Raw genomic sequence first — 18,592 nt, 5'->3', positions numbered from 1 at the left:
CTGTGCCCGGTCTGAACGCGCCCGAGGATGCGGGTGGCAAGACCAGCTACTTGACCATTCTTCCCCGGTGAATTACTTGAGCCACCAGTGCGGGCGTTGTGTAATGGTAAGACCCTTGCCTTCCAAGCAAGAGACGCGGGTTCGATTCCCGCCGCCCGCTCCAAATCCCCTTCCCATGATTGAACTGATGGCATGCCCGGTTGTGGCGGCTTGACTCGTGCTGTCCTCTGGTTAGGATCGTATACAATCCGTGCGGTTCAGATGGTCGCGCCCTTCATTGTGGCAAGACACGCTCCGCCGGACGCTGTGGCAGAAGGAGGAGCTGCCACAGCGGTTAAATCTTGAAATCCATCCTTTCAGAAACACGACACGCAGAAATCGGACGGGAGCGTATGGCGCACCCGTCCGCTCCGCAGGATCACGCCGGTCTGGCAGCAGGGCTGGACCGGGGTCGGGCAAGGACGTAAGACTTCGTCAGAGAGGGGCGACTCTGATGCAGGATCAGGGCGCGACCTCGGACCGCAGAGCCGTTTTCGGCCGGTCCTGCGGGGGCAGATCGCAAGGGGTATGCAGGGCGCTACGCCATGTACCCGCGCCCCCCGTCCATGGCAGGAGGAGCCGTGACAGGGGGCAAAGTCGCCGAACGCTCAACGCCGCACCGCGGCACTGTCTTTGGGAGGAGATGGAGCATGACATTCACACGGATCGGGCTGGTTGCAGCCCTCGCTCTGGCGCCGGTCGCCAGTTTTGCCGAAAGCTACAACGTCACGATGGTGGCGGGCCATCCGCCGGTGTTCCGCTGGGTGCGGATGATCAGCGAAAGCTTCATCCCCACCGTGCAGGCCGAACTTGAGGCGGCAGGCCACACCATGACCTTCTCGGAACAATACGGCGGCGCACTGGCTGCGGTGGGCGAGGAATTGGAGGCGGTCGAGGCCGGGCTGGCCGAGATGGGCACCTGTCAGGCGCTGTTCGACCCGGCCAAGCTGGCCGTGCAGAACGTGACCTATTACACGCCCTTCGTCAGCGATGACGTGCGTCTGATCGCGGACACCGTGAACGAATTGCACCGCACCCATACCGAAATGAACCTGGCCTATGCGGAAAACGGCGTGGTCTACCTGGGCGCGCCCATCGGGATTGACGACTATACGCTGATGACGAATTTCCCCGTCACCTCGCTGGATGATCTGAAAGGGCGCAAGATCGCCGCACCGGGAGCCGCGATCAACTGGTTGTCGGGCACGGGGGCCGTGGGGGTCGCAGGCAACCTGACCACCTATTACAACGAGTTGAAAGCGGGCGTGTATGACGGCGTTCTGGTTTTTGCCAGCGCCGCCCTGCCGGGCAAGCTGTTCGAGGTTGCCCCCTATATCACCAAGATGGGTCTGGGCGCGCAATATGCGGGTTCGATCTGCGCAAATGCGGAATGGTTCGCGGGTCTTCCCACCGAAGTGCAGACCGCGCTTGTGACCGCCGCCGATGCTGCGCAGGTCTGGTATCACGACGATCTGGAAGCCTTTGTCGAAGTCGCCCTGACCAAGATGGCCGAAGCTGGTGCGACCATCACCGAGGCCAGTCCCGAAATGCGGGCGGCATGGGCCGAAGGGATGGACAATGCCGCCGCCAAATGGACTGCGGAACTGGACGCGCAGGGCAAGCCCGCCAGCCTGATCCTTGGCCTTTACATGGAGGCGATGCGCGCCGCCGGGGCCACCCCGTTGCGGGACTGGGACAAGGAATAGGCGCGTCATGCGCCCATTCCTGGCCACGTGCCTGCGCCTTTTGGACGGGATCACCCAAGGGCTGAACGTCCTTGGGTCGGTCCTGATCCTGATGCTGATGGCGCTGGTCGGCGTGGACGTGGCCGGACGCAACCTCATGGGCGCGCCCGTCGCAGGCGTGCCCGAACTGGTGACGCTGTCGATCGTGGCGATCGTCTTTCTGCAAATCCCGCAGGCCTTGCGCGCAGGCCGCCTCACCCGGTCGGACGCCTTGCCGCTCTGGCTTGGCCGGACCCGCCCGACACTGGGCCGTTGGCTGGAAACGGCGTTTGACCTGATCTCGATGGCGGTAGTCTGGGTGATCGTGGCCACCACCTGGCCCATCTTCACCCGCGCGTGGGAACGGGGCGAGTTCATCGGCGCGATGGGCGATTTCACCGCCCCCACATGGCCCGTGAAACTGACGATCCTTGTGGGCGGCACCATGCTGACGCTGCAATTTGGCGCACGCATCCTGCGCCGCTGGGTGGACCTGCCGGAACCGGAGGCCGCACCGTGACCCCGTTCGAGATCGGCCTGATCGCGCTGGCTGCGATGTTCGTGACCGTGTTGGCGGGGCTGTTCGTGCCCATCGCGCTGATGGTCTGCTCGTTCCTTGGCGTCTGGGCGATCAAGGGCTCGCCCTTGCTTGCGTCCAAACTGATGGCGCTGGCGGCGAATGACGCGATTTCCAGCTATTTCTTCGGCGTGGTTCCCCTGTTCGTGCTGATGGGCTTCATCGTGGCCGAGGCGGGGCTGGGCCGCGATGCTTTCGACGTGGCCAATGCCATGTTCCGCCGTCTCAAAGGCGGCTTGGGCGTCGGCACCGTCGGGGCCAACGCGATTTTCGCGGCGATCACCGGAATCTCCATCGCCTCCGCCGCCGTTTTCACCAAGATCGCCGTGCCGCAGATGATCCGCCACGGCTATACCCCGCGCTTTGCCGTGGGTGTGGTGGCAGGTTCCAGCGTGCTGGGCATGATGATCCCGCCATCCCTTTTGCTGATCCTCTACGGCATCCTGACCGAGCAGAGCATCGGTGATCTGTTCATCGCAGGTATCGGACCGGGCCTGCTACTGGCGGTATTCTTTGCCGTCGGTATCGTGCTGATGGCCATGTTCACCCCCGGTTTCGTGGGCCGTCCCGAAGGCGCGCCAGCGGCATTGCCGCCGCGCGCCCTTCTGGCCAAGGGGCTGCCCATCGCATCCCTGATCGTGCTGGTGCTGGGCGGCATCTACGGCGGCCTCTTCACTCCCGTCGAGGCCGGTGCCGTCGGTGCCATCGGCGCGCTGGTGATCGGCTTTGCCCTGCGCCGCCTGACACTGCCGGGGTTGTGGCGCGTGCTGGTGGAAACCGGACTGGTCACGGCGACGGTGTGTTTCCTGATCATCGCCGCGCAGATGTATAGCCGGATGCTGGCCCTGTCGGGTGTGCCCTCAGGTCTGGGCGCATGGGCGGCCGGGGCGGATCTGGGCTTCTGGGGCCTTATGATCCTCTACGTCCTGATCGTGATCGCGCTGGGCATGATCCTCGACAGTTCCTCCATCATGCTCATCCTCGTGCCGCTCATGCTGCCTGTCGTGGTGCCCATGGGGGTCGATCTGGTCTGGTTCGGCATCGTCACCGTGCTCGCGGTCGAGATCGGCCTGCTGACCCCGCCATTCGGCATATCCGTCTACGTGATCAAGGCCACGCTGGACGACCCCACGATCACGCTGGCCGAGATCTTCAAGGGGGCCGCGCCCTTCGCCCTGATCATGCTGGCGGTGCTGGCGCTGGTCATCGTCTTTCCCGTCATTGCCATCGGCCTTGTGCCGGGGCGCTGAAACCCAACAACAGGAGGGTGCATCATGGCACGCAGATTCATCGACATTTCGGTCGCGCTGGAAGCAGGGATCGCCAGCGACCCGCCGATCATGCTGCCGCAGATCGACTATCTGGATCACAAGATGACCGCAGGCCAGATTGCGGGCTTCTTTCCGGGCCTCACGGTCGATGAGCTGCCCGGCGGCGACGGTTGGGCGGTCGAGATGCTGCGCATCAGCAGCCATAACGGCACCCATCTGGACGCACCCTATCACCACCACTCCACCATGGACGGCGGCAAACGCGCCATCACCATCGACGAGGTGCCGCTGGAGTGGTGCATGAATCCCGGCGTCAAGCTGGACTTCCGGCATCTGCCCGACGGCTATCTTGTCAGCGCGGCCGAGGTCGCGGCGGAACTGGAACGCATTGGGCACGACCTGCAACCGCTGGACATCGTCGTGGTCAACACATCGGCGGGGGCAAAATACGGCCAGCCCGACTATGTCGATTCCGGATGCGGCATGGGGCGCGAGGCGACGCTCTATCTGCTGGAACGCGGCGTGCGCGTGACCGGCACCGATGCATGGTCCTGGGATGCGCCGTTTTCGCACACGGCCAGAAAATGGGCCGAAACCCATGACCCCAGCATCATCTGGGAAGGGCACCGCGCCTCGATCGACATCGGCTACTGTCACATGGAAAAGCTGAGCAATCTGGAAAACCTGCCCGCCACGGGCTTCACCATCAGCTGTTTTCCGGTCAAGCTGAAAGGCGGATCGGCGGGCTTTACCCGCGCGGTCGCCATCATCGAGGAGTAGCGCCATGAAACTGGGAACCGTCAGCCATGAGGGCGTGGAAAAGCCTGTCGCCGTGTTGGGCGAGGACACGCTTCTGGACCTGCGCGCCGCCGGCATCAAGGTGCGCGACATGGTCGAACTGGTCGAAGCCGGCGCCGAGGGTCTGGAGGCGGTACGCGCCGCGCTCACAAATCCGCCCTTCAGCGCCACCATCGCCCGCACGGATGTCCAGATGCGCTGCCCCATCCGGCCCGTGCAATACCGCGATTGTCTGGTGTTCGAGGAACATCTGCTCAACTCTTTCGCGCAGGCCGAAAAGATGACGGGCCGCCCTTTCGCCATCCCGCCCGTCTGGTACGAGCAGCCCATCTATTACAAGGGCAACCGCATGTCCTTCATCGGGGCGGATCAGGACGTGATCTGGCCATCCTACGCCGAACATCTGGATGTGGAGCTTGAACTGGCCGTGATCATCGGCAAGGGCGGCAAGGATATCGCCGCCGCCGACGCGCCCGGCTATATCTGGGGCTATACGATCCTCAACGATGTCAGCGCCCGCGACGCCCAGATGCGCGAGATGCCGGGGCAGTTGGGCCCCGCCAAGGGCAAGGATTTCGACACCGGCAATATCCTCGGCCCGTGGATCGTGACCGCGGACGAGATCGCGCATCCCGTGGCCCTGGATATGGAGGTTCGCGTGAACGGGACCCGCTGGGGGGGCGGCAATTCGCGCTCCATGCACCACACATTCGCGCGGATCATCGAACATATCTCGGCCTCGGAAACGCTCTATCCCGGCGAGGTGATCGGCTCGGGCACAGTGGGCACCGGCTGTGGTCTGGAAACCGGCCGCCGCCTTGCCCCCGATGATGTGTTCGAGCTTGAGGTCGAGGGTATCGGCGTCCTGCGCAACCGCATCGTCCGCCCCTGACGCCCGCGTCGGGATCTGAGTATTTGAAGCAAGATGAAGCGCGCGCGCCTGCCCTTCATCTTGCCAAAAATATTCAAAAAATGGCCGGTCGTCCTCAGACGCGCCAGGCCAGAAGGCGCCGCTCGGCCCAGCCGATGGCACCCGATGTGAGCACGCCCAGGGCCGACAGGATCACCACGCCCGCGAAAAGCCGTTCCAGATCGTAAAGCGAGCCGGCTTCAAGGATATAGGCGCCAATGCCGTAGCGCGCGCCCAGCATTTCGGCCGCGACCAGCAGGATGATCCCGATCGACAGCCCGATCCGCAGACCCGACAGGATGCCGGGCAGGGCCCCGGGCAGCACGATCTTGCGCACGATGGACCACCAGCCAAGGCCGAAGCTTTGCCCCATGCGGATCAGCGTGCGGTCCACATTGTCCACCGCGCCATAAGTCGACACAACCGTTGGCGTGAAGGTGCCAAAGGCGATGAGCGCGTATTTCGACCCCTCGTCGATGCCGAACCAGATCACGAACAGGGGCAGCAGCGCGATCTTGGGAATAGGGAAGATCGCCGCGACCAGCGGCACCAGCCCCGCCCGGGCCAGTGAGAACAACCCGATCATCACCCCCACCGCGATGCCCGTGCTGACCCCCAGCGCCGATCCCACCGCCAGCCGGGTCAGCGAGGGGATCAGATGGTCCCACAACATCCCGGTGGTCCAGAGGTCGCGGAACGTGCCCAGCACATCCGAGGGACGCGGCAGCGTCAGGTTCGAGATCACCCCCGCCCGCGTGCCCCATTCCACGAACAGGATCAGCGCCACGATCACGGCGGCCCCCAGAAAGCGCAGGCGCACCGGCTTGAACCCGCCGCCGCGAAAGGGCACCGGGCGCGCGTCATTGCGCACGCCGCCTTGGCCGGTCAGGGGCAGCTCAGACATCGCTCAGCTCCATATCGGCGGCCTCGGCCTCATCGCGCATCAATTGCCACAGCCGCGCCTGATGCGCCTCGAGCGCCGGATCACCCGCCCGCCGGTCCGACAAGGGCGTGTCGATGCTGACCACCTCGCGGATACGGCCGGGACGGCGCGACAGCACCACGATGCGATGCCCCAGACGCACCGCCTCGGCCAGATTATGCGTCACGTAAACAGCTGTGAAGGGCGCGCGGGTCCACAGCGCGATCAGGTCATCCATCAGCAATTCGCGGGTCTGCGCGTCCAGCGCCGAGAGCGGCTCGTCCATCAGCATCACCGCCGGGTTGACCGCCAGCGCGCGGGCAATCGCCACGCGCTGCTTCATGCCGCCCGACAACTGCTTGGGCAGCGCATCGCGGAAATCCGACAGCTTCGTGCGCGCCAGAACATCGGCCACGATCCGGTCGCGCGCGGCACGCGTCAGCGGATGATCCTCCAGCACCAGTTCGACATTGCCCGCCACCGTCCGCCACGGCAGCAGCGCGAAATCCTGAAACACGAAGGTCAGCGGGTTCAGGCAATCGGCAGGTGCCAATCCCTGTTGCAGCACCTCGCCCTGATCGGGCCGTTCCAGCCCGCCGATCATCCGCAACAAGGTGGATTTGCCACAGCCCGACGGCCCGACGATGCAGACGATCCGCCCCTGCGGGATCGTGAGGGAGATATCGGACAGAACCTCGACCCGGCCATAGCGGTGCGAGATGCGGTCAAGGTGCAAATCCATGTTGGTCCATCCCAAGGGGCGGCACGCAGAGACGCACCGCCCGGTTGTCGTGATCGTGCAGACTTACATCGTCTGCACGTAGGACGGATCGACCAGCATCTCCATGGTGATGCTGTCCTTGACCAGCCCCTCGGAGATGAACCAGTCCAGCTGATCCTTGACCGAAGTCGTGTTCAGCGCCGCCCCCGCGTTCAACCGCATCGCCCCGTTGACGATGGACCCGCGCGCCTTGTCATAGGGTTGATCCGCGTTGACGTATTTGTGGATCAGCTTGACCATTTCCTCCATCTCGGCCTCGGATGTGGTCTTGTCGATCAGGGCCGCGTTGAAATCATCGGCCCCTTTCGACAGGGCGCGCAGCACGGCCTCGGTCTTGGCCCGCTCGGCACTGGCGTTGCTTTGCGAGGTGAAGATGGTCGTGACCTGATAGTCAGGCAGGTAATCGGCCACATCGCCGATGATATGCACCTCGGGACCTGCGGCCAAAGGCTTGGCGATATGCGGCACGATGGTCCAGGCGTCGATCTGCCCTGTCTTGAGCGCACCGATGACCGAGCCCACCTTTTGCAGCGGTACGAATTCCATCGTCGCACCCTCGGCGGCGGCGATCTTGGCGCCCATGTAATGGAAGGACGACCCCGCCTGCGTGATCCCGAATGTCTTGCCGTCCAGCATGGCCGGGCTGGTCAGCCCCGCCTTGAAGGCCGCATCCGAGGCAAGGATCTTCTGCCCATCCACGCCCTTCTCCTCGGACAAAGAGCCGCCGATCACCTTGACCGCCCCTTTCTCGGCCAGAGAGATCAGCCCGCCCGAAATCGCGGTGACGGCATAATCGGCATCACCCGAGGCAATGGCGACGGCCATCGGCTGGGCCGCCTGAAAGAATTTGAACTCGACGTCGAAACCTTCTTCGGCGAAATAGCCCCGCTCGAAAGCGATGAAACTGGCCGCATGGCTGGTGAAATTCAGCGCACCGATATTGAGTTTGGAATTGGCAAGGGCAGGACGGCCCAGCATCGGCAGGGCGGCGGCCCCGCCCAACAGGCCAATGGCCCCGCGGCGTGAAATTGTCGTCATTGGGTCTCCTCCCCCTTTGAACGCAGATGGAAACGGTCGGTCTGCCATGCGTCAGGGTAGGCAAACCCCCGTCCGGGGGGTCATTCTGCGGGTTCGAACCGGGAAATCAACCCAAGAAAGCCCCCGCCAACCCTGCAAACTGCCCGCGACAGGACAGCCGCTTGCCCCGCGCCGCGCCAGCGCTTAAACCGATTTCGCAGGACAAGAAGGAACACTGGCATGGCCGCACCGGGGATCACCGCCGAGCAGGAACGCGCGAAATCGAAAGACATCGGCGCGCTGGCCGCCCTCTGGCCGTTCCTGCAACCCTATCGGCGGCTGCTGGCGGCGGCTGTCCTGGCGCTGGTGCTGACGGCTTGCGTCTCGCTGGTGCTGCCGCTGGCCGTGCGTCGCGTGGTGGATAATTTCAACGCCGAGGATGGCGCGCTGCTGAACCTCTATTTCACGGCGGCACTGGGTATAGCGGCCCTTCTGGCGCTGGGCACGGGGCTGCGCTACCTGCTGGTCACCAAGCTGGGCGAGCGGGTCGTGGCCGATATCCGCAAGGCTGTGTTCAACCGCGTTCTGGGTATGTCCCCCGCCTTCTTCGAGCGGATCATGACCGGCGAGGTTCTCAGCCGGATCACCACGGATACCACGCTGATCCAGTCGGTCATCGGCTCATCCGTCTCGATCGCGCTGCGCAACCTGCTGCTGTTCATCGGCGGGCTGATCCTGATGCTGTTCACCTCGGCCAAGCTGACGGGGCTGGTGCTCTTGATCGTGCCGGCCGTGATCGTGCCGATCCTTGTGCTGGGCCGCCGTCTGCGCGTCCTCAGCCGCGAGAACCAGGACTGGATCGCGGCCAGTTCCGGCAATGCCTCCGAAGCGTTGTTGAGCGTGCAGACCGTGCAGGCCTTCACCAACGAGGGGGCCGCGCGCAAGACATTCGGCGACGTGACCGAACTCAGCTTCGAGGCGGCGCGCAAGCGGGTGAACACCCGGGCGATCATGACCGTGATCGTGATCTTTCTGGTCTTTACCGGCATTGTCGGCGTTCTCTGGATGGGGGCGCTGGACGTGCGGGCCGGCACCATGACGGCGGGCGCGCTGATCCAGTTCGTGATCTATGCGGTGATGGTTGCCGGGGCGGTCGCGGCCCTGTCCGAGATCTGGGGCGAATTGCAGCGCGCGGCGGGTGCGACAGAGCGTCTGGCCGAGTTGTTGCAGGCCGACGATCCGGTCAAGGACCCGGCCGGCCCCGTGGCTGTGCCATCGCCGGTGCGCGGGCGCATCACCTATGAGGGGGTCAGCTTCCGTTACCCCGCGCGCCCCGAGATCCCGGCACTGGATCAGGTCGATCTGGTGATCGAACCCGGCGAAACCGTGGCGCTGGTCGGTCCTTCGGGGGCGGGCAAGACCACGATCATCCAGACCTTGCTGCGCTTCTACGATCCGACCGCAGGCCGTATCCTGCTGGACGGTGTCGCGCTAGACACGATGCGGCGCGAGGATTTCCGCCACCACATGGCGCTGGTGCCGCAGGACCCGGTGATCTTCGCCACCACCGCGCGCGAGAACATCCGCTTCGGGCGCCCCGATGCCTCCGATGCCGAGGTCGAGGCGGCGGCGAGGGCTGCGGCGGCGCATGATTTCATCATGGCGCTGCCCGACGGCTATGACGCGCAGGTCGGTGAGCGCGGCGTGATGCTGTCGGGGGGGCAGAAGCAGCGCATCGCGATTGCCCGCGCGATCCTGCGCGACGCGCCGGTGCTGTTGCTGGACGAGGCCACATCCGCGCTGGACGCGGAAAGCGAGCGGGCGGTGCAGCAGGCGGTGGACGCGCTGTCCAAGGGGCGGACCACGATCATCGTGGCGCATCGTCTGGCGACGGTGAAGAAGGCCGATCGCATCATCGTACTGGACCGGGGCCGCATCGTGGCGCAGGGCACCCATGACGCGCTGGTGGCGGAAGGCGGGCTTTATGCGCGCCTTGCTCGGCTGCAATTCACCGACGGGGCCTTTGCGGCCTGAAATAGGACTTGCCTGACACTGCGGGGTGGCAGACACTTTGCCCGGTGCAATGTGACCCGGCATTTCGCGGGTATTGGTCAGGGGAGGAACAAAGATATGGGACTATTCAATTTCTGGAAGAAATCCGGCAAGAAGGTGGCTGGGGGCGGTGAGGCTGCGCCCAGTGCCGAGGCGCTGAAGAAGGAAGTGGCCGATCTGGGCCTTGATACCAAGGGCGCCGAGATCACGGTCGAGGGCGACACCGTCAAGGTGTCGGGGGGCACCCTGTCCGCTGAGGAGCGTGAGAAGGTGATCCTTGCCGTGGGCAATGTCGAGGGGGTCGCGGCGGTCGAGGCGGATGAGGCCGAGGACGCGGTGTTCCACACGGTCGAGAAGGGCGATACCCTGTCGGCCATCGCGAAGAAGACGCTGGGCAACGCCAACCGCTACAACGAGATTTTCGAGGCCAACAAGCCGATGCTGACCCATCCGGACAAGATCTATCCCGGGCAGGTCTTGCGGATTCCGGGCGGCAAATCCGCCTGATCCTGAGAGCATGACGGGCAGGGGGCCGCCTTGGGGCGGCCTTTTGTTTTGGGGAATGTCCCATCGTGGGACATTCTCCAGATTGAATGATTTCAATAGCTTGGCGGCTCGCGTTAGGAATTTTTTAACGAATCCAAGGTGATTTGGCCGCTGGTCGCGGGTCTGATGCAGCACGGGCGCGGGCTTGCAGGTCAGGGACGACTTGGCAAACCTGCACCCTGAAGCGGCAGTCTTGGCAGGGGCATAAGTAGCCGTAGGGTGCGTGCTTGCACGCACCACCCCCCCCCTCCGCATCAACAAATGGTGCGTGCAAGCACGCACCCTACGGCTGATCCCTTGGTCTGTGCCGCCTTAGAAGTCGAAAAGATCGCTCAGGAAGGATTCGCGCTTTTTCTTGTGCGGGCGCGAGTCCTGATAGCCGCGATCATAGCCGCCCTGCGGGGCTTGCGGAGCCGCTTGCGCTGCCGCGCCGATGATCTTGTCCAACTCGCCACGATCAAGCCAGACGCCACGGCATTTGGGGCAATAGTCGATCTCGACACCGCTACGTTCGGCGATGACGAGCACTTCTCCGTCTACAGGGCATTGCATGTGATTTCCCTTCCTCAACCATACAACTTTTTGTCCCTTTGCAGGTAAGGAGTGGCTGCGGGTTTTCAACGGTTGATTGGGTGAAACATCCGCGAGCGGCCGCGCGATCAGCCGCCGGTCAGGCGTGGTCACGAGTCCCAACTGGCGGCATCGGATCAACCGGTGGACTGTGCTGCGGGGTGGGGGGCGGGCGGCCAGCGTGTCACGGGTGTTTTGTGGCCACGATGCCCATATCCCCGGTGACGCAACCCTGCCGATCCGCTGGCATTGCCGGGTGACGGTAGCCGTAGGGTGCGTGCAAGCACGCACCACGTCCCGCCCTCCGCATCAACAAAGGGTGCGTGCAAGCACGCACCCTACGGTGCGTATTGACTGCGGATAAAATCCAGCATGGTTTGCGCGTCCGAGACGGTGACCGGCACGCCGGGCGGGTTGTCGCGCAGCTCGGGTTCGGCGAAGAGCTTCACGATCTCGCCATCCTCGACCAGCATGGCGTAGCGCCAGCTGCGCAGGCCCATACCGGTGCTGGAGCGGTCCACCAGCATGCCCATCTTGCGGGTGAATTCGCCATTTCCATCGGGCAGCATGCGGACCTTTGCGATGCTCTGGCTGCGCGCCCATTGGTGCATGATGAAGGCGTCATTGACGGCAAGGCAGATCACCTCGTCCACGCCAAGGGCGATGAAGTCGTCATGGAGCCGTTCGAAGCCGGGCAGGTGGCTTTCGGAACAGGCCGGGGTGAAGGCGCCGGGGACGGCGAAGAGGACCACGCGCTTGCCTGCGAAAACCTCGGCGGTGGTGACGTCGCGCCATTCAAAGGGGTTGTCACCGGGCAGTGCGGGATTGCGCACCCGCGTGCGAAACAGGGCTTCGGGAACACGGGATGGGGTCATGGGGTCTTCCTCCTCTTGCTGATGGGGTCGTGGTAGCATGGCGCAACACCGGGCGCGAGAGGGGGCGGCGGGCCGTTCCGGATGACGCAAGCCATGCTAACGTCACGCCACCTTTGGTGCTGAACACTTGTAACCTGACGCAAACCCTTTCACATTATACCCCGAGGATGAGGTGCGGGCCGCCATGCGGCCCTAGTGGGAGGACCGAGATGGGTTTTGCATCTGTTGCCGATACGCTTGCGCTTGAGCAGGAAATGCCCTGGGCTGACCGGGACGTGCCCAAGACGCTTTACCAGATGCTGTCCCAGACGCGGGACAAGGTGCCTTTGGGCAAGGCTGTCACCTTTCAACTGCTGAGCGGGCCGACCGACAAGGCGGAGACGCTGACATGGACGCAGCTGCATGAGAAGACCTGTCAGACGGCGAACCTGTTCCGGTCATTGGGGATCGGCGAGGGGGATGTGGTCGCTTGTGTCCTGCCCAATTGCAACGAGACGGTGCTGACCATTCTGGGGGGCGCGATTGCGGGGATCATCAACCCGATCAACCCGCTGCTGGAACCCGAACAGATCGCCTCGATCCTGCGGGAGACGAAGGCGAAGGTCGTGGTCACGCTGAAAGCCTTTCCCAAGACCGATGTGGCGCAAAAGACGGCCGAGGCCGTGCGCCATGCACCCGGCGTGCATACGGTGCTTGAGGTCGATCTGAACCGCTATCTGACGCCGCCGAAATCGTGGATCGTGCCGCTGGTGCGGCCCAAGAACCCCGGCAACCATCATGCCGATGTCAAGGATTTCAACGCCGAGGTGGCGCGCCAGTCCAAGACGCTGTCCTTTGCCGACAGTGCGGGGGACCGGGTCGCGGCCTATTTCCACACGGGCGGCACGACGGGCATGCCCAAGGTGGCGCAGCATCGCTATTCGGGGATCATCTATAACGGCTGGCTGGGGGGCACCTTGCTGTTCACGCCGGAGGATAACGTGATCTGCCCCTTGCCGCTGTTTCATGTGTTCGCCTGTCATGTGATCCTGATGGCGGTGGTGAAATCCGGCGCGCATGTGGTGTTTCCGACGCCTGCGGGATATCGCGGGGAAGGCGTGTTCGACAATTTCTGGAAGCTGATCGAGCGCTGGAAGATCACCTTCATCATCACCGTGCCCACCGCGATTTCGGCGCTGATGCAGCGGCCGGTCAATGCGGATGTGTCGAGTGTGAAGACCTCGTTCTCGGGCTCGGCGCCGCTGCCGCTGGAACTGTTCAAGCGGTTCGAGGCGGCGACGGGGGTGACCATCGTCGAGGGCTATGGTCTGACCGAGGCGACCTGCCTTGTGTCCGTGAACCCGGTGGATGGCGAGAAGAAGGTGGGGTCGGTCGGTATCCGCTTCCCCTATACGGATGTGAAGATCCTCAAGACCGTGGGCGGCGATGTGGTGGATTGCGCGGTGGACGAGGTGGGCGAGATCTGTATCGCCAGCCCCGGTGTCTGGGCGGGCAACACCTATACCGAAGAGGACAAGAACCGCGATCTTTACCATTATGGCAAGTATCTGCGGACCGGCGATCTGGGCCGGATCGACCCGGATGGCTATATGTGGATCACGGGGCGGGCCAAGGATCTGATCATCCGGGGCGGGCACAATATCGACCCCGCCGAGATCGAGGAGGCCTTGCTGGCGCATAAGGACGTGGCCTTTGCGGGCGCGATCGGACAGCCGGATGCCCATGCGGGGGAATTGCCCTGCGCCTATGTCGAACTGGTGGCGGGCGCGACCGTGACGGGGGCGGAACTGGTCGAGCATTGCCGCGTGCATGTGCATGAGCGGGCGGCGCAGCCGAAACATGTCGAAGTTCTGGCGGAACTGCCGAAAACGGCGGTGGGCAAGGTGTTCAAGCCCGATCTGCGCAAGCGTGCGATCACGCGTGTCTACAATGCCGCGCTGGACGAGGCGAAGATGAACGCGCAGGTCGTGGAGGTCGTGGACGACAAGAAGCGCGGTCTGGTGGCGCGGGTGCGGCGCACCGGCGTGGTGCATGACGAGGAAGTGGGGCATGTTCTGGGGGCCTTCACCCGGCCTTGGGAATGGGCCGAGTGATCAGGCCGCGGCCTGAGGTGTTGGGGCGGGCTGCATGATCCTGCTGGTGACCGGGCTGATGGCTTTGGTCCTGATCGGGGCCACCGTTCTGATCCATTACGAGGTTCTGCGTATCACGGGCAAGATGCTGCCGGATCTGCCCATCCGGGCGCGGCAGCGCGTTCTGGTGGTGATCGTGGCCTGTCTGATCGGGCATATCCTTGAGGTGGGGCTATATGCGGCGGCCTATGCCGCGCTGCTGCACTTTCCGGTGTTCGGCAGCATCGAGGGGCTGTTTACCGGGACGGTGACGGATTATTTCTATTTCTCGCTGACAAGTTACACCACGCTGGGGATTGGCGAGGTGCACCCTGTCGGGCCCATCCGCATCATCGTGGGGTTGGAAGCCTTGAACGGGTTCCCGCTGATCACGTGGTCGGCCTCTTTCACCTATCTGATGATGCAGCGCTATTGGCATCCGGAAAGGGAGCACTGAGTCCTCACGCAACTGCGTTCGGGGAAGGGGTGCACTTTGTCGCAGCTTGGCCTAGGTTGCGGCCAGACCCCGTAACGAAGCGAGAGTGAGAGATGAGCTATACCCCCCCCAAAGTGTGGACATGGACACCCGGCAATGGCGGCCAGTTCGCCAATATCAACAAACCCACCGCAGGCGCGACCCATGACAAGGCGCTGCCGGTCGGCAAGCATCCGTTCCAGCTGTATTCGCTGGCCACGCCCAATGGCGTGAAGGTCACGGTGATGTTCGAGGAATTGCTGGCCGCAGGTCACACGGGGGCCGAGTATGACGCCTGGCTGATCCGCATCAACGAGGGCGACCAGTTCGGCAGCGGGTTCGTTGAGGTGAATCCGAATTCCAAGATCCCGGCGCTGATGGATCACAGTGGCGACAAACCCCAGCGGGTGTTCGAATCCGGGGCGATCCTGCTGTATCTGGCGGAGAAATTCGGGGCGTTCCTGCCTTTGGATCACGCGGCGCGGACCGAGTGCCTGTCATGGCTGTTCTGGCAGATGGGCAGCGCGCCTTATCTGGGCGGTGGCTTTGGCCATTTCTACGCCTATGCGCCCGAGAAGATCGAATATTGCATCGACCGTTTCGCGATGGAGGCCAAACGCCAGCTGGACGTGCTGAACCGGCATCTGGCGGATCATGCCTATATGGCGGGGGATGAGTATACGATTGCCGACATGGCGATCTGGGCCTGGTATGGGCAGTTGGTGCTGGGGCGGCTTTACAATGCGGCCGAGTTCCTGGACGTGGCCTCGTACACGCATGTTGTCGCCTGGGCGGAAAAGATCGACGCGCGCCCTGCGGTCAAGCGCGGGCGGATGGTGAACCGGGCCTTCGGCGAGCCGGAGCTGCAACTGCACGAGCGCCATGACGCCAGCGATTTCGATCTGCGCACGCAGGACAAGATCGCGAACGAAACAGCCTGATCCGTCAGGCGGCGGGGCGGAAATAGGCGTCGCGGTCCAGCACGCCTGCCAGCCGCCCCGCCGTGACAAGGCTGTCGCAAAGCCGCGCCTCGGAGGCCGCCGCGCCGATGAGGGCGATGGCCGTGCCGGGCAGGCGCAGCGGGTCGAGTGCGGCGCGCACGACGCTGGCCAGCACCGGCCAGGGCGCCGTGGCCGCAGGCATGGCCGCCGCCGCCGCGAAGGGCAGGTTCGACACCTCGCGCAGTTCTTCCAGAAATTCCGTGGGGTGTTCGCCCTCGGGCGCGAGGGCCAGCAGATGACAGGTCCCCAGTCGCGCCAGATGGCTGCGCACGGTATCGGGGATTTCCAGCCGCCGTTTCAGACGCAGGTGCAGCGCGCCGGGGGTGAAGAGAAGCCCCGCCGGATCGCGCCCCGCCGTGCGATAGAGGGCGGCATATTCAGCATAGCCCATTCCCAGTTCCGCGGCCCGCGCCATCCGCATCCTGACCACGGCCAGCGGCAGGCGTCGGTCCGGCTGTTCGGCGCGGGCGCGTTCCCACATGTGCTTATGCCACAGGCTGACCGGGGCGGGGTCCTGATTGTGCCCGATGCCGGGCGGCGTGGACGGGGATGTCATGGCGGACCTGATGGCGTGGCTGCTGTTCCGGGCAGAGGATGGCGTGACCCGGCCTGCCAAGGCAAGGGGGGACGCGGCACCGTTGCCTTGTTCTGTGGCGGTGTTGCCTGTTTTTCAGGCAGTTTCGGGGCGTCGCATCCTGTGGGCCGCGACTGTCCTTGTCGGCGAAAGACGGCCCGCGCGTGGCCAGCCCATCTGCCCTGTCCCGCACCTGAGGCGCGCCGCGTGGCGGTCCGGAAAGCCGATGATTTCAGTCGGATTGCGGTTGACGAGAGGGGGCCAGACAGCCCATACGCTGGGGCCGAGCGGGAAGGGGCACTGTCCCTTTCCCAAGGTGGCGCGGGCTGCCGAGGGGATCAGAAGGAGGAACCGACGTGGCATATCTTGCCATCCTGATGCGGGTGATCAACCGGATCAACATCATCGTGGGCCATACATTCTCGTGGCTGGCCGTGGGCATTTTCGCTGTGTGTTTCTGGGTGGTGATCGAGCGGTATTTCTTTGGCAACACGCGGCTCTGGATGCAGGATCTGTATGTCTGGATGAACGGGGCCATGTTCACGGCCGTGGCGGCCTTTGCGCTGTATCGCAATGATCATGTGCGGGTGGACATCTTCTTTCGCACGGCCTCGACCCGGGCGAAGGCAATCATGGACCTGATCGGCGTGCTGATCTTCCTGTTGCCCTTCATGTATATCGTCTGGACCTATTCCTTCACCAATGTGATGCGGTCCTGGGGGCGGTTCGAGGCCTCGGCCAATGTCGGCGGGATGCCGGGGCTGTTCGTGCTGCGGAGCTTCATTCTGGCCTTTGCCGGATTGGTTGCGATGCAGGGGATCGCCATGCTGATCCGGTCGATCCTGATCCTGGCGCGGCGCGAGGATCTGATCCCGGAAGATTTCCGCTACAAATACGAGACGGAGTGATCGCAATGGATCCTGTGCTTATCGGCGAGATCCTTGCGGGTCTGATGTTTTTCGGTGTCATCGGGATGCTCATGCTGGGCTTTCCGGTGGCCTTCACCCTTGGCGGCACATCGTTGATCTTTGCGCTGATCGGGATGCAATATGGCGTCTTTGATCCGTCCAATTTCGGCGCGCTGGCGGGACGGTATATCGGTTACATGACCAATGAGGTGCTGGTGGCGGTGCCGCTGTTCATCTTCATGGGCGTGATGCTGGAGCGGTCCAGCATCGCCGAGCAATTGCTGCTGACCATGGGCAAGCTGTTCGGCAATCTGCGTGGCGGGCTTGGCATTTCGGTGGTCATCGTGGGGGCGCTGCTGGCGGCATCCACGGGGGTGGTGGGCGCGAGGGTGGTCACGATGGGCCTGATCTCGCTGCCGGCGATGCTGAAGGCGGGCTACAGGCCTGCGCTGGCGACGGGTGTGATCTGTGCAAGCGGCACGCTGGGGCAGATCATTCCGCCCTCCACGGTGCTGATCTTCATGGGCGACATGATCGCTGGCATCCATTCGCAGGTGCAGATGTCCAAGGGCAATTTCGCGCCCACGTCGGTGTCAGTGGGGGATCTGTTCGCGGGGGCGTTCTTTCCGGGGCTGCTGTTGGTGGGGCTGTATCTGGGCTTCATCGTGTTCAAGGCGATCACCGATCCGACAAGCTGCCCGGCGACGCCCGTGGCGCCCGAGGATCGCAAGGATCTGGGGCGCGAGATCATGACCGCCTTCGTGCCGCCGCTGGCGCTGATCGTGGCCGTGCTGGGGTCGATCCTGGGCGGGATCGCCACGCCGACCGAGGCGGCCTCGGTCGGGGCTGTGGGGGCCACGCTTCTGGCGGCGCTGCGCTGGCGGTTGAGCTTTGGCGTGCTGCGCCAGACGGCGGTGGCGACGGCGACGATCACCTCGATGATCTTTGTCATCCTGTTCGGGGCGTCGATCTTTGCCATCGTGTTCCGCCAGATGGGGGGCGACAATCTGGTCGAGGAGTTCCTGACACGGCTGCCCGGTGGCGCCACGGGGGCGATGATCGCGGTCATGGTGATCATGTTCGTGCTGGGCTTCATTCTGGACACGTTCGAGATCATCTTCATCGTGATCCCGATCACGGCGCCGGTGCTGCTGGGGCTGGAAATCGATCCGGTCTGGCTGGGGGTGATGGTGGGGGTGAACCTGCAGACGTCCTTCCTGACGCCGCCCTTCGGGTTTGCGCTGTTCTACCTGCGGGGCGTGGCGCCGAATTCGATCTCGACCATGCAGATCTATCGCGGCGCGGTGCCCTTCGTGATCCTGCAGATCGTGGCGATTGCCTTGTTGTTCATCTTCCCCGGTATCGTGACATGGCTGCCGTCGGTTCTGTATTGACGCAGGCGCGCGGGATCGTGTGACACGGAAAAAGGCCCGGAGTTTCC

Annotated in this window: 18 protein-coding genes and 1 tRNA gene; 13 read left to right on the top strand and 6 right to left on the bottom strand. The window is 64.0% G+C overall.

The genetic code is table 11. The features are described from left to right. Positions 1 to 89: 89 nt before the first annotated feature. The 6 genes from PVW27_RS17235 to PVW27_RS17210 all read left to right on the top strand — a co-directional run bounded on the left by PVW27_RS17235 (position 90) and on the right by PVW27_RS17210 (position 5,301). Positions 90 to 163, top strand: a tRNA-Gly gene (locus PVW27_RS17235). A 526-nt stretch (positions 164 to 689) separates the two neighbouring features. Further along, the gene (locus PVW27_RS17230; protein WP_274559903.1) at positions 690 to 1,745 is read left to right on the top strand and encodes a C4-dicarboxylate TRAP transporter substrate-binding protein; all 1,056 of its coding nucleotides are present in this window, start codon (positions 690 to 692) and stop codon (positions 1,743 to 1,745) included. A gap of 7 nt (positions 1,746 to 1,752) precedes the next feature. Continuing rightward, the gene (locus PVW27_RS17225) at positions 1,753 to 2,283 is read left to right on the top strand and encodes a TRAP transporter small permease subunit (RefSeq protein WP_274559901.1); all 531 of its coding nucleotides are present in this window, start codon (positions 1,753 to 1,755) and stop codon (positions 2,281 to 2,283) included. Next, the gene (locus PVW27_RS17220; RefSeq protein WP_274559899.1) at positions 2,280 to 3,590 is read left to right on the top strand and encodes a TRAP transporter large permease; all 1,311 of its coding nucleotides are present in this window, start codon (positions 2,280 to 2,282) and stop codon (positions 3,588 to 3,590) included. Before PVW27_RS17225 ends, PVW27_RS17220 begins: the two co-directional genes overlap by 4 nt. A gap of 24 nt (positions 3,591 to 3,614) precedes the next feature. Further along, positions 3,615 to 4,391, top strand: a complete 777-nt coding sequence (locus tag PVW27_RS17215) for a cyclase family protein (protein ID WP_274559897.1) — start codon at positions 3,615 to 3,617, stop codon at positions 4,389 to 4,391. Positions 4,392 to 4,395: 4 nt separating this feature from the next. Further along, positions 4,396 to 5,301, top strand: a complete 906-nt coding sequence (locus tag PVW27_RS17210) for a fumarylacetoacetate hydrolase family protein (RefSeq protein WP_274559896.1) — start codon at positions 4,396 to 4,398, stop codon at positions 5,299 to 5,301. 94 nt (positions 5,302 to 5,395) lie between these two features. On the opposite strand, the gene PVW27_RS17205 is transcribed toward PVW27_RS17210, so the two are convergent. The 3 genes from PVW27_RS17205 to PVW27_RS17195 form a co-directional block, all read right to left on the bottom strand. Continuing rightward, positions 5,396 to 6,223 carry an ABC transporter permease gene (locus tag PVW27_RS17205; RefSeq protein ID WP_274559895.1) on the bottom strand — a complete coding sequence of 276 codons (828 nt, stop codon included), beginning with the start codon at positions 6,221 to 6,223 and terminating at the stop codon, positions 5,396 to 5,398. Further along, positions 6,216 to 6,983 carry an ABC transporter ATP-binding protein gene (locus tag PVW27_RS17200; RefSeq protein ID WP_274559893.1) on the bottom strand — a complete coding sequence of 256 codons (768 nt, stop codon included), beginning with the start codon at positions 6,981 to 6,983 and terminating at the stop codon, positions 6,216 to 6,218. The genes PVW27_RS17205 and PVW27_RS17200 overlap by 8 nt, the downstream gene beginning before the upstream one ends. Before the next feature lie 63 nt (positions 6,984 to 7,046). After that, the gene (locus tag PVW27_RS17195) at positions 7,047 to 8,060 is read right to left on the bottom strand and encodes an ABC transporter substrate-binding protein (protein WP_274559891.1); all 1,014 of its coding nucleotides are present in this window, start codon (positions 8,058 to 8,060) and stop codon (positions 7,047 to 7,049) included. Between the two features lie 219 nt (positions 8,061 to 8,279). Here PVW27_RS17195 and PVW27_RS17190 point away from each other — a divergent pair, with 219 nt between their 5' ends. Continuing rightward, entirely contained in the window at positions 8,280 to 10,073 is a 1,794-nt protein-coding gene (locus PVW27_RS17190; protein WP_274559889.1) for an ABC transporter transmembrane domain-containing protein, read from the top strand. Between the two features lie 96 nt (positions 10,074 to 10,169). After that, positions 10,170 to 10,598, top strand: coding sequence for a peptidoglycan-binding protein LysM (gene lysM / locus PVW27_RS17185; RefSeq protein ID WP_274559887.1), 429 nt, complete (start codon positions 10,170 to 10,172; stop codon positions 10,596 to 10,598). A gap of 351 nt (positions 10,599 to 10,949) precedes the next feature. On the opposite strand, the gene PVW27_RS17180 is transcribed toward lysM, so the two are convergent. Then, positions 10,950 to 11,189 (bottom strand): TFIIB-type zinc ribbon-containing protein, encoded by a 240-nt coding sequence (locus PVW27_RS17180; RefSeq protein ID WP_274559885.1) that lies wholly within the window; start codon positions 11,187 to 11,189, stop codon positions 10,950 to 10,952. A 356-nt stretch (positions 11,190 to 11,545) separates the two neighbouring features. Then, positions 11,546 to 12,082: a peroxiredoxin gene (locus PVW27_RS17175; RefSeq protein WP_274559883.1), complete on the bottom strand. Its 537-nt coding sequence runs from the start codon at positions 12,080 to 12,082 to the stop codon at positions 11,546 to 11,548. A 209-nt stretch (positions 12,083 to 12,291) separates the two neighbouring features. Between PVW27_RS17175 and PVW27_RS17170 the strand changes: the two genes are divergently transcribed. The 3 genes from PVW27_RS17170 to yghU all read left to right on the top strand — a co-directional run bounded on the left by PVW27_RS17170 (position 12,292) and on the right by yghU (position 15,609). Next, positions 12,292 to 14,175 (top strand): acyl-CoA synthetase, encoded by a 1,884-nt coding sequence (locus PVW27_RS17170; protein ID WP_274559881.1) that lies wholly within the window; start codon positions 12,292 to 12,294, stop codon positions 14,173 to 14,175. A gap of 34 nt (positions 14,176 to 14,209) precedes the next feature. Beyond that, positions 14,210 to 14,650 (top strand): ion channel, encoded by a 441-nt coding sequence (locus PVW27_RS17165; protein WP_274559879.1) that lies wholly within the window; start codon positions 14,210 to 14,212, stop codon positions 14,648 to 14,650. A 92-nt stretch (positions 14,651 to 14,742) separates the two neighbouring features. Further along, a complete protein-coding gene (gene yghU / locus PVW27_RS17160) occupies positions 14,743 to 15,609 on the top strand; it encodes a glutathione-dependent disulfide-bond oxidoreductase (RefSeq protein ID WP_274559877.1) in 867 nt (288 codons plus the stop codon). A 4-nt stretch (positions 15,610 to 15,613) separates the two neighbouring features. Here yghU and PVW27_RS17155 read toward each other — a convergent pair whose 3' ends face one another. Then, complete coding sequence (locus tag PVW27_RS17155; protein WP_274559875.1) at positions 15,614 to 16,225, bottom strand: hypothetical protein; 612 nt, start codon at positions 16,223 to 16,225, stop codon at positions 15,614 to 15,616. Positions 16,226 to 16,599: 374 nt separating this feature from the next. On the opposite strand from PVW27_RS17155, the gene PVW27_RS17150 reads away from it, so the two are divergent. Both PVW27_RS17150 and PVW27_RS17145 read left to right on the top strand, forming a co-directional pair. Beyond that, complete coding sequence (locus PVW27_RS17150) at positions 16,600 to 17,151, top strand: TRAP transporter small permease subunit (RefSeq protein ID WP_274559874.1); 552 nt, start codon at positions 16,600 to 16,602, stop codon at positions 17,149 to 17,151. Positions 17,152 to 17,156: 5 nt separating this feature from the next. Beyond that, positions 17,157 to 18,545, top strand: a complete 1,389-nt coding sequence (locus PVW27_RS17145) for a TRAP transporter large permease (RefSeq protein ID WP_274559873.1) — start codon at positions 17,157 to 17,159, stop codon at positions 18,543 to 18,545. Positions 18,546 to 18,592: the final 47 nt, after the last annotated feature.

Origin of the sequence: Seohaeicola sp. 4SK31, from assembly GCF_028802875.1 — a bacterium.
Taxonomy (GTDB): domain Bacteria; phylum Pseudomonadota; class Alphaproteobacteria; order Rhodobacterales; family Rhodobacteraceae; genus Seohaeicola.
Note: the sequence above shows the minus strand (reverse complement) of the source record. Positions and strands in the feature narration are given on the sequence as shown.

Excerpts from the sequence above, each read along its gene's own strand:
- PVW27_RS17155 (WP_274559875.1), bottom strand. The coding sequence starts at position 16,225 with ATGACATCCCCGTCCACGCCGCCCGGCATCGGGCACAATCAGGACCCC.
- PVW27_RS17165 (WP_274559879.1), top strand. The coding sequence starts at position 14,210 with ATGATCCTGCTGGTGACCGGGCTGATGGCTTTGGTCCTGATCGGGGCC.
- PVW27_RS17225 (WP_274559901.1), top strand. The coding sequence starts at position 1,753 with ATGCGCCCATTCCTGGCCACGTGCCTGCGCCTTTTGGACGGGATCACC.
- PVW27_RS17215 (WP_274559897.1), top strand. The coding sequence starts at position 3,615 with ATGGCACGCAGATTCATCGACATTTCGGTCGCGCTGGAAGCAGGGATC.
- PVW27_RS17200 (WP_274559893.1), bottom strand. The coding sequence starts at position 6,983 with ATGGATTTGCACCTTGACCGCATCTCGCACCGCTATGGCCGGGTCGAG.
- PVW27_RS17230 (WP_274559903.1), top strand. The coding sequence starts at position 690 with ATGACATTCACACGGATCGGGCTGGTTGCAGCCCTCGCTCTGGCGCCG.
- PVW27_RS17195 (WP_274559891.1), bottom strand. The coding sequence starts at position 8,060 with ATGACGACAATTTCACGCCGCGGGGCCATTGGCCTGTTGGGCGGGGCC.
- PVW27_RS17190 (WP_274559889.1), top strand. The coding sequence starts at position 8,280 with ATGGCCGCACCGGGGATCACCGCCGAGCAGGAACGCGCGAAATCGAAA.
- yghU (WP_274559877.1), top strand. The coding sequence starts at position 14,743 with ATGAGCTATACCCCCCCCAAAGTGTGGACATGGACACCCGGCAATGGC.
- lysM (WP_274559887.1), top strand. The coding sequence starts at position 10,170 with ATGGGACTATTCAATTTCTGGAAGAAATCCGGCAAGAAGGTGGCTGGG.
- PVW27_RS17145 (WP_274559873.1), top strand. The coding sequence starts at position 17,157 with ATGGATCCTGTGCTTATCGGCGAGATCCTTGCGGGTCTGATGTTTTTC.
- PVW27_RS17175 (WP_274559883.1), bottom strand. The coding sequence starts at position 12,082 with ATGACCCCATCCCGTGTTCCCGAAGCCCTGTTTCGCACGCGGGTGCGC.
- PVW27_RS17210 (WP_274559896.1), top strand. The coding sequence starts at position 4,396 with ATGAAACTGGGAACCGTCAGCCATGAGGGCGTGGAAAAGCCTGTCGCC.
- PVW27_RS17205 (WP_274559895.1), bottom strand. The coding sequence starts at position 6,223 with ATGTCTGAGCTGCCCCTGACCGGCCAAGGCGGCGTGCGCAATGACGCG.
- PVW27_RS17170 (WP_274559881.1), top strand. The coding sequence starts at position 12,292 with ATGGGTTTTGCATCTGTTGCCGATACGCTTGCGCTTGAGCAGGAAATG.
- PVW27_RS17180 (WP_274559885.1), bottom strand. The coding sequence starts at position 11,189 with ATGCAATGCCCTGTAGACGGAGAAGTGCTCGTCATCGCCGAACGTAGC.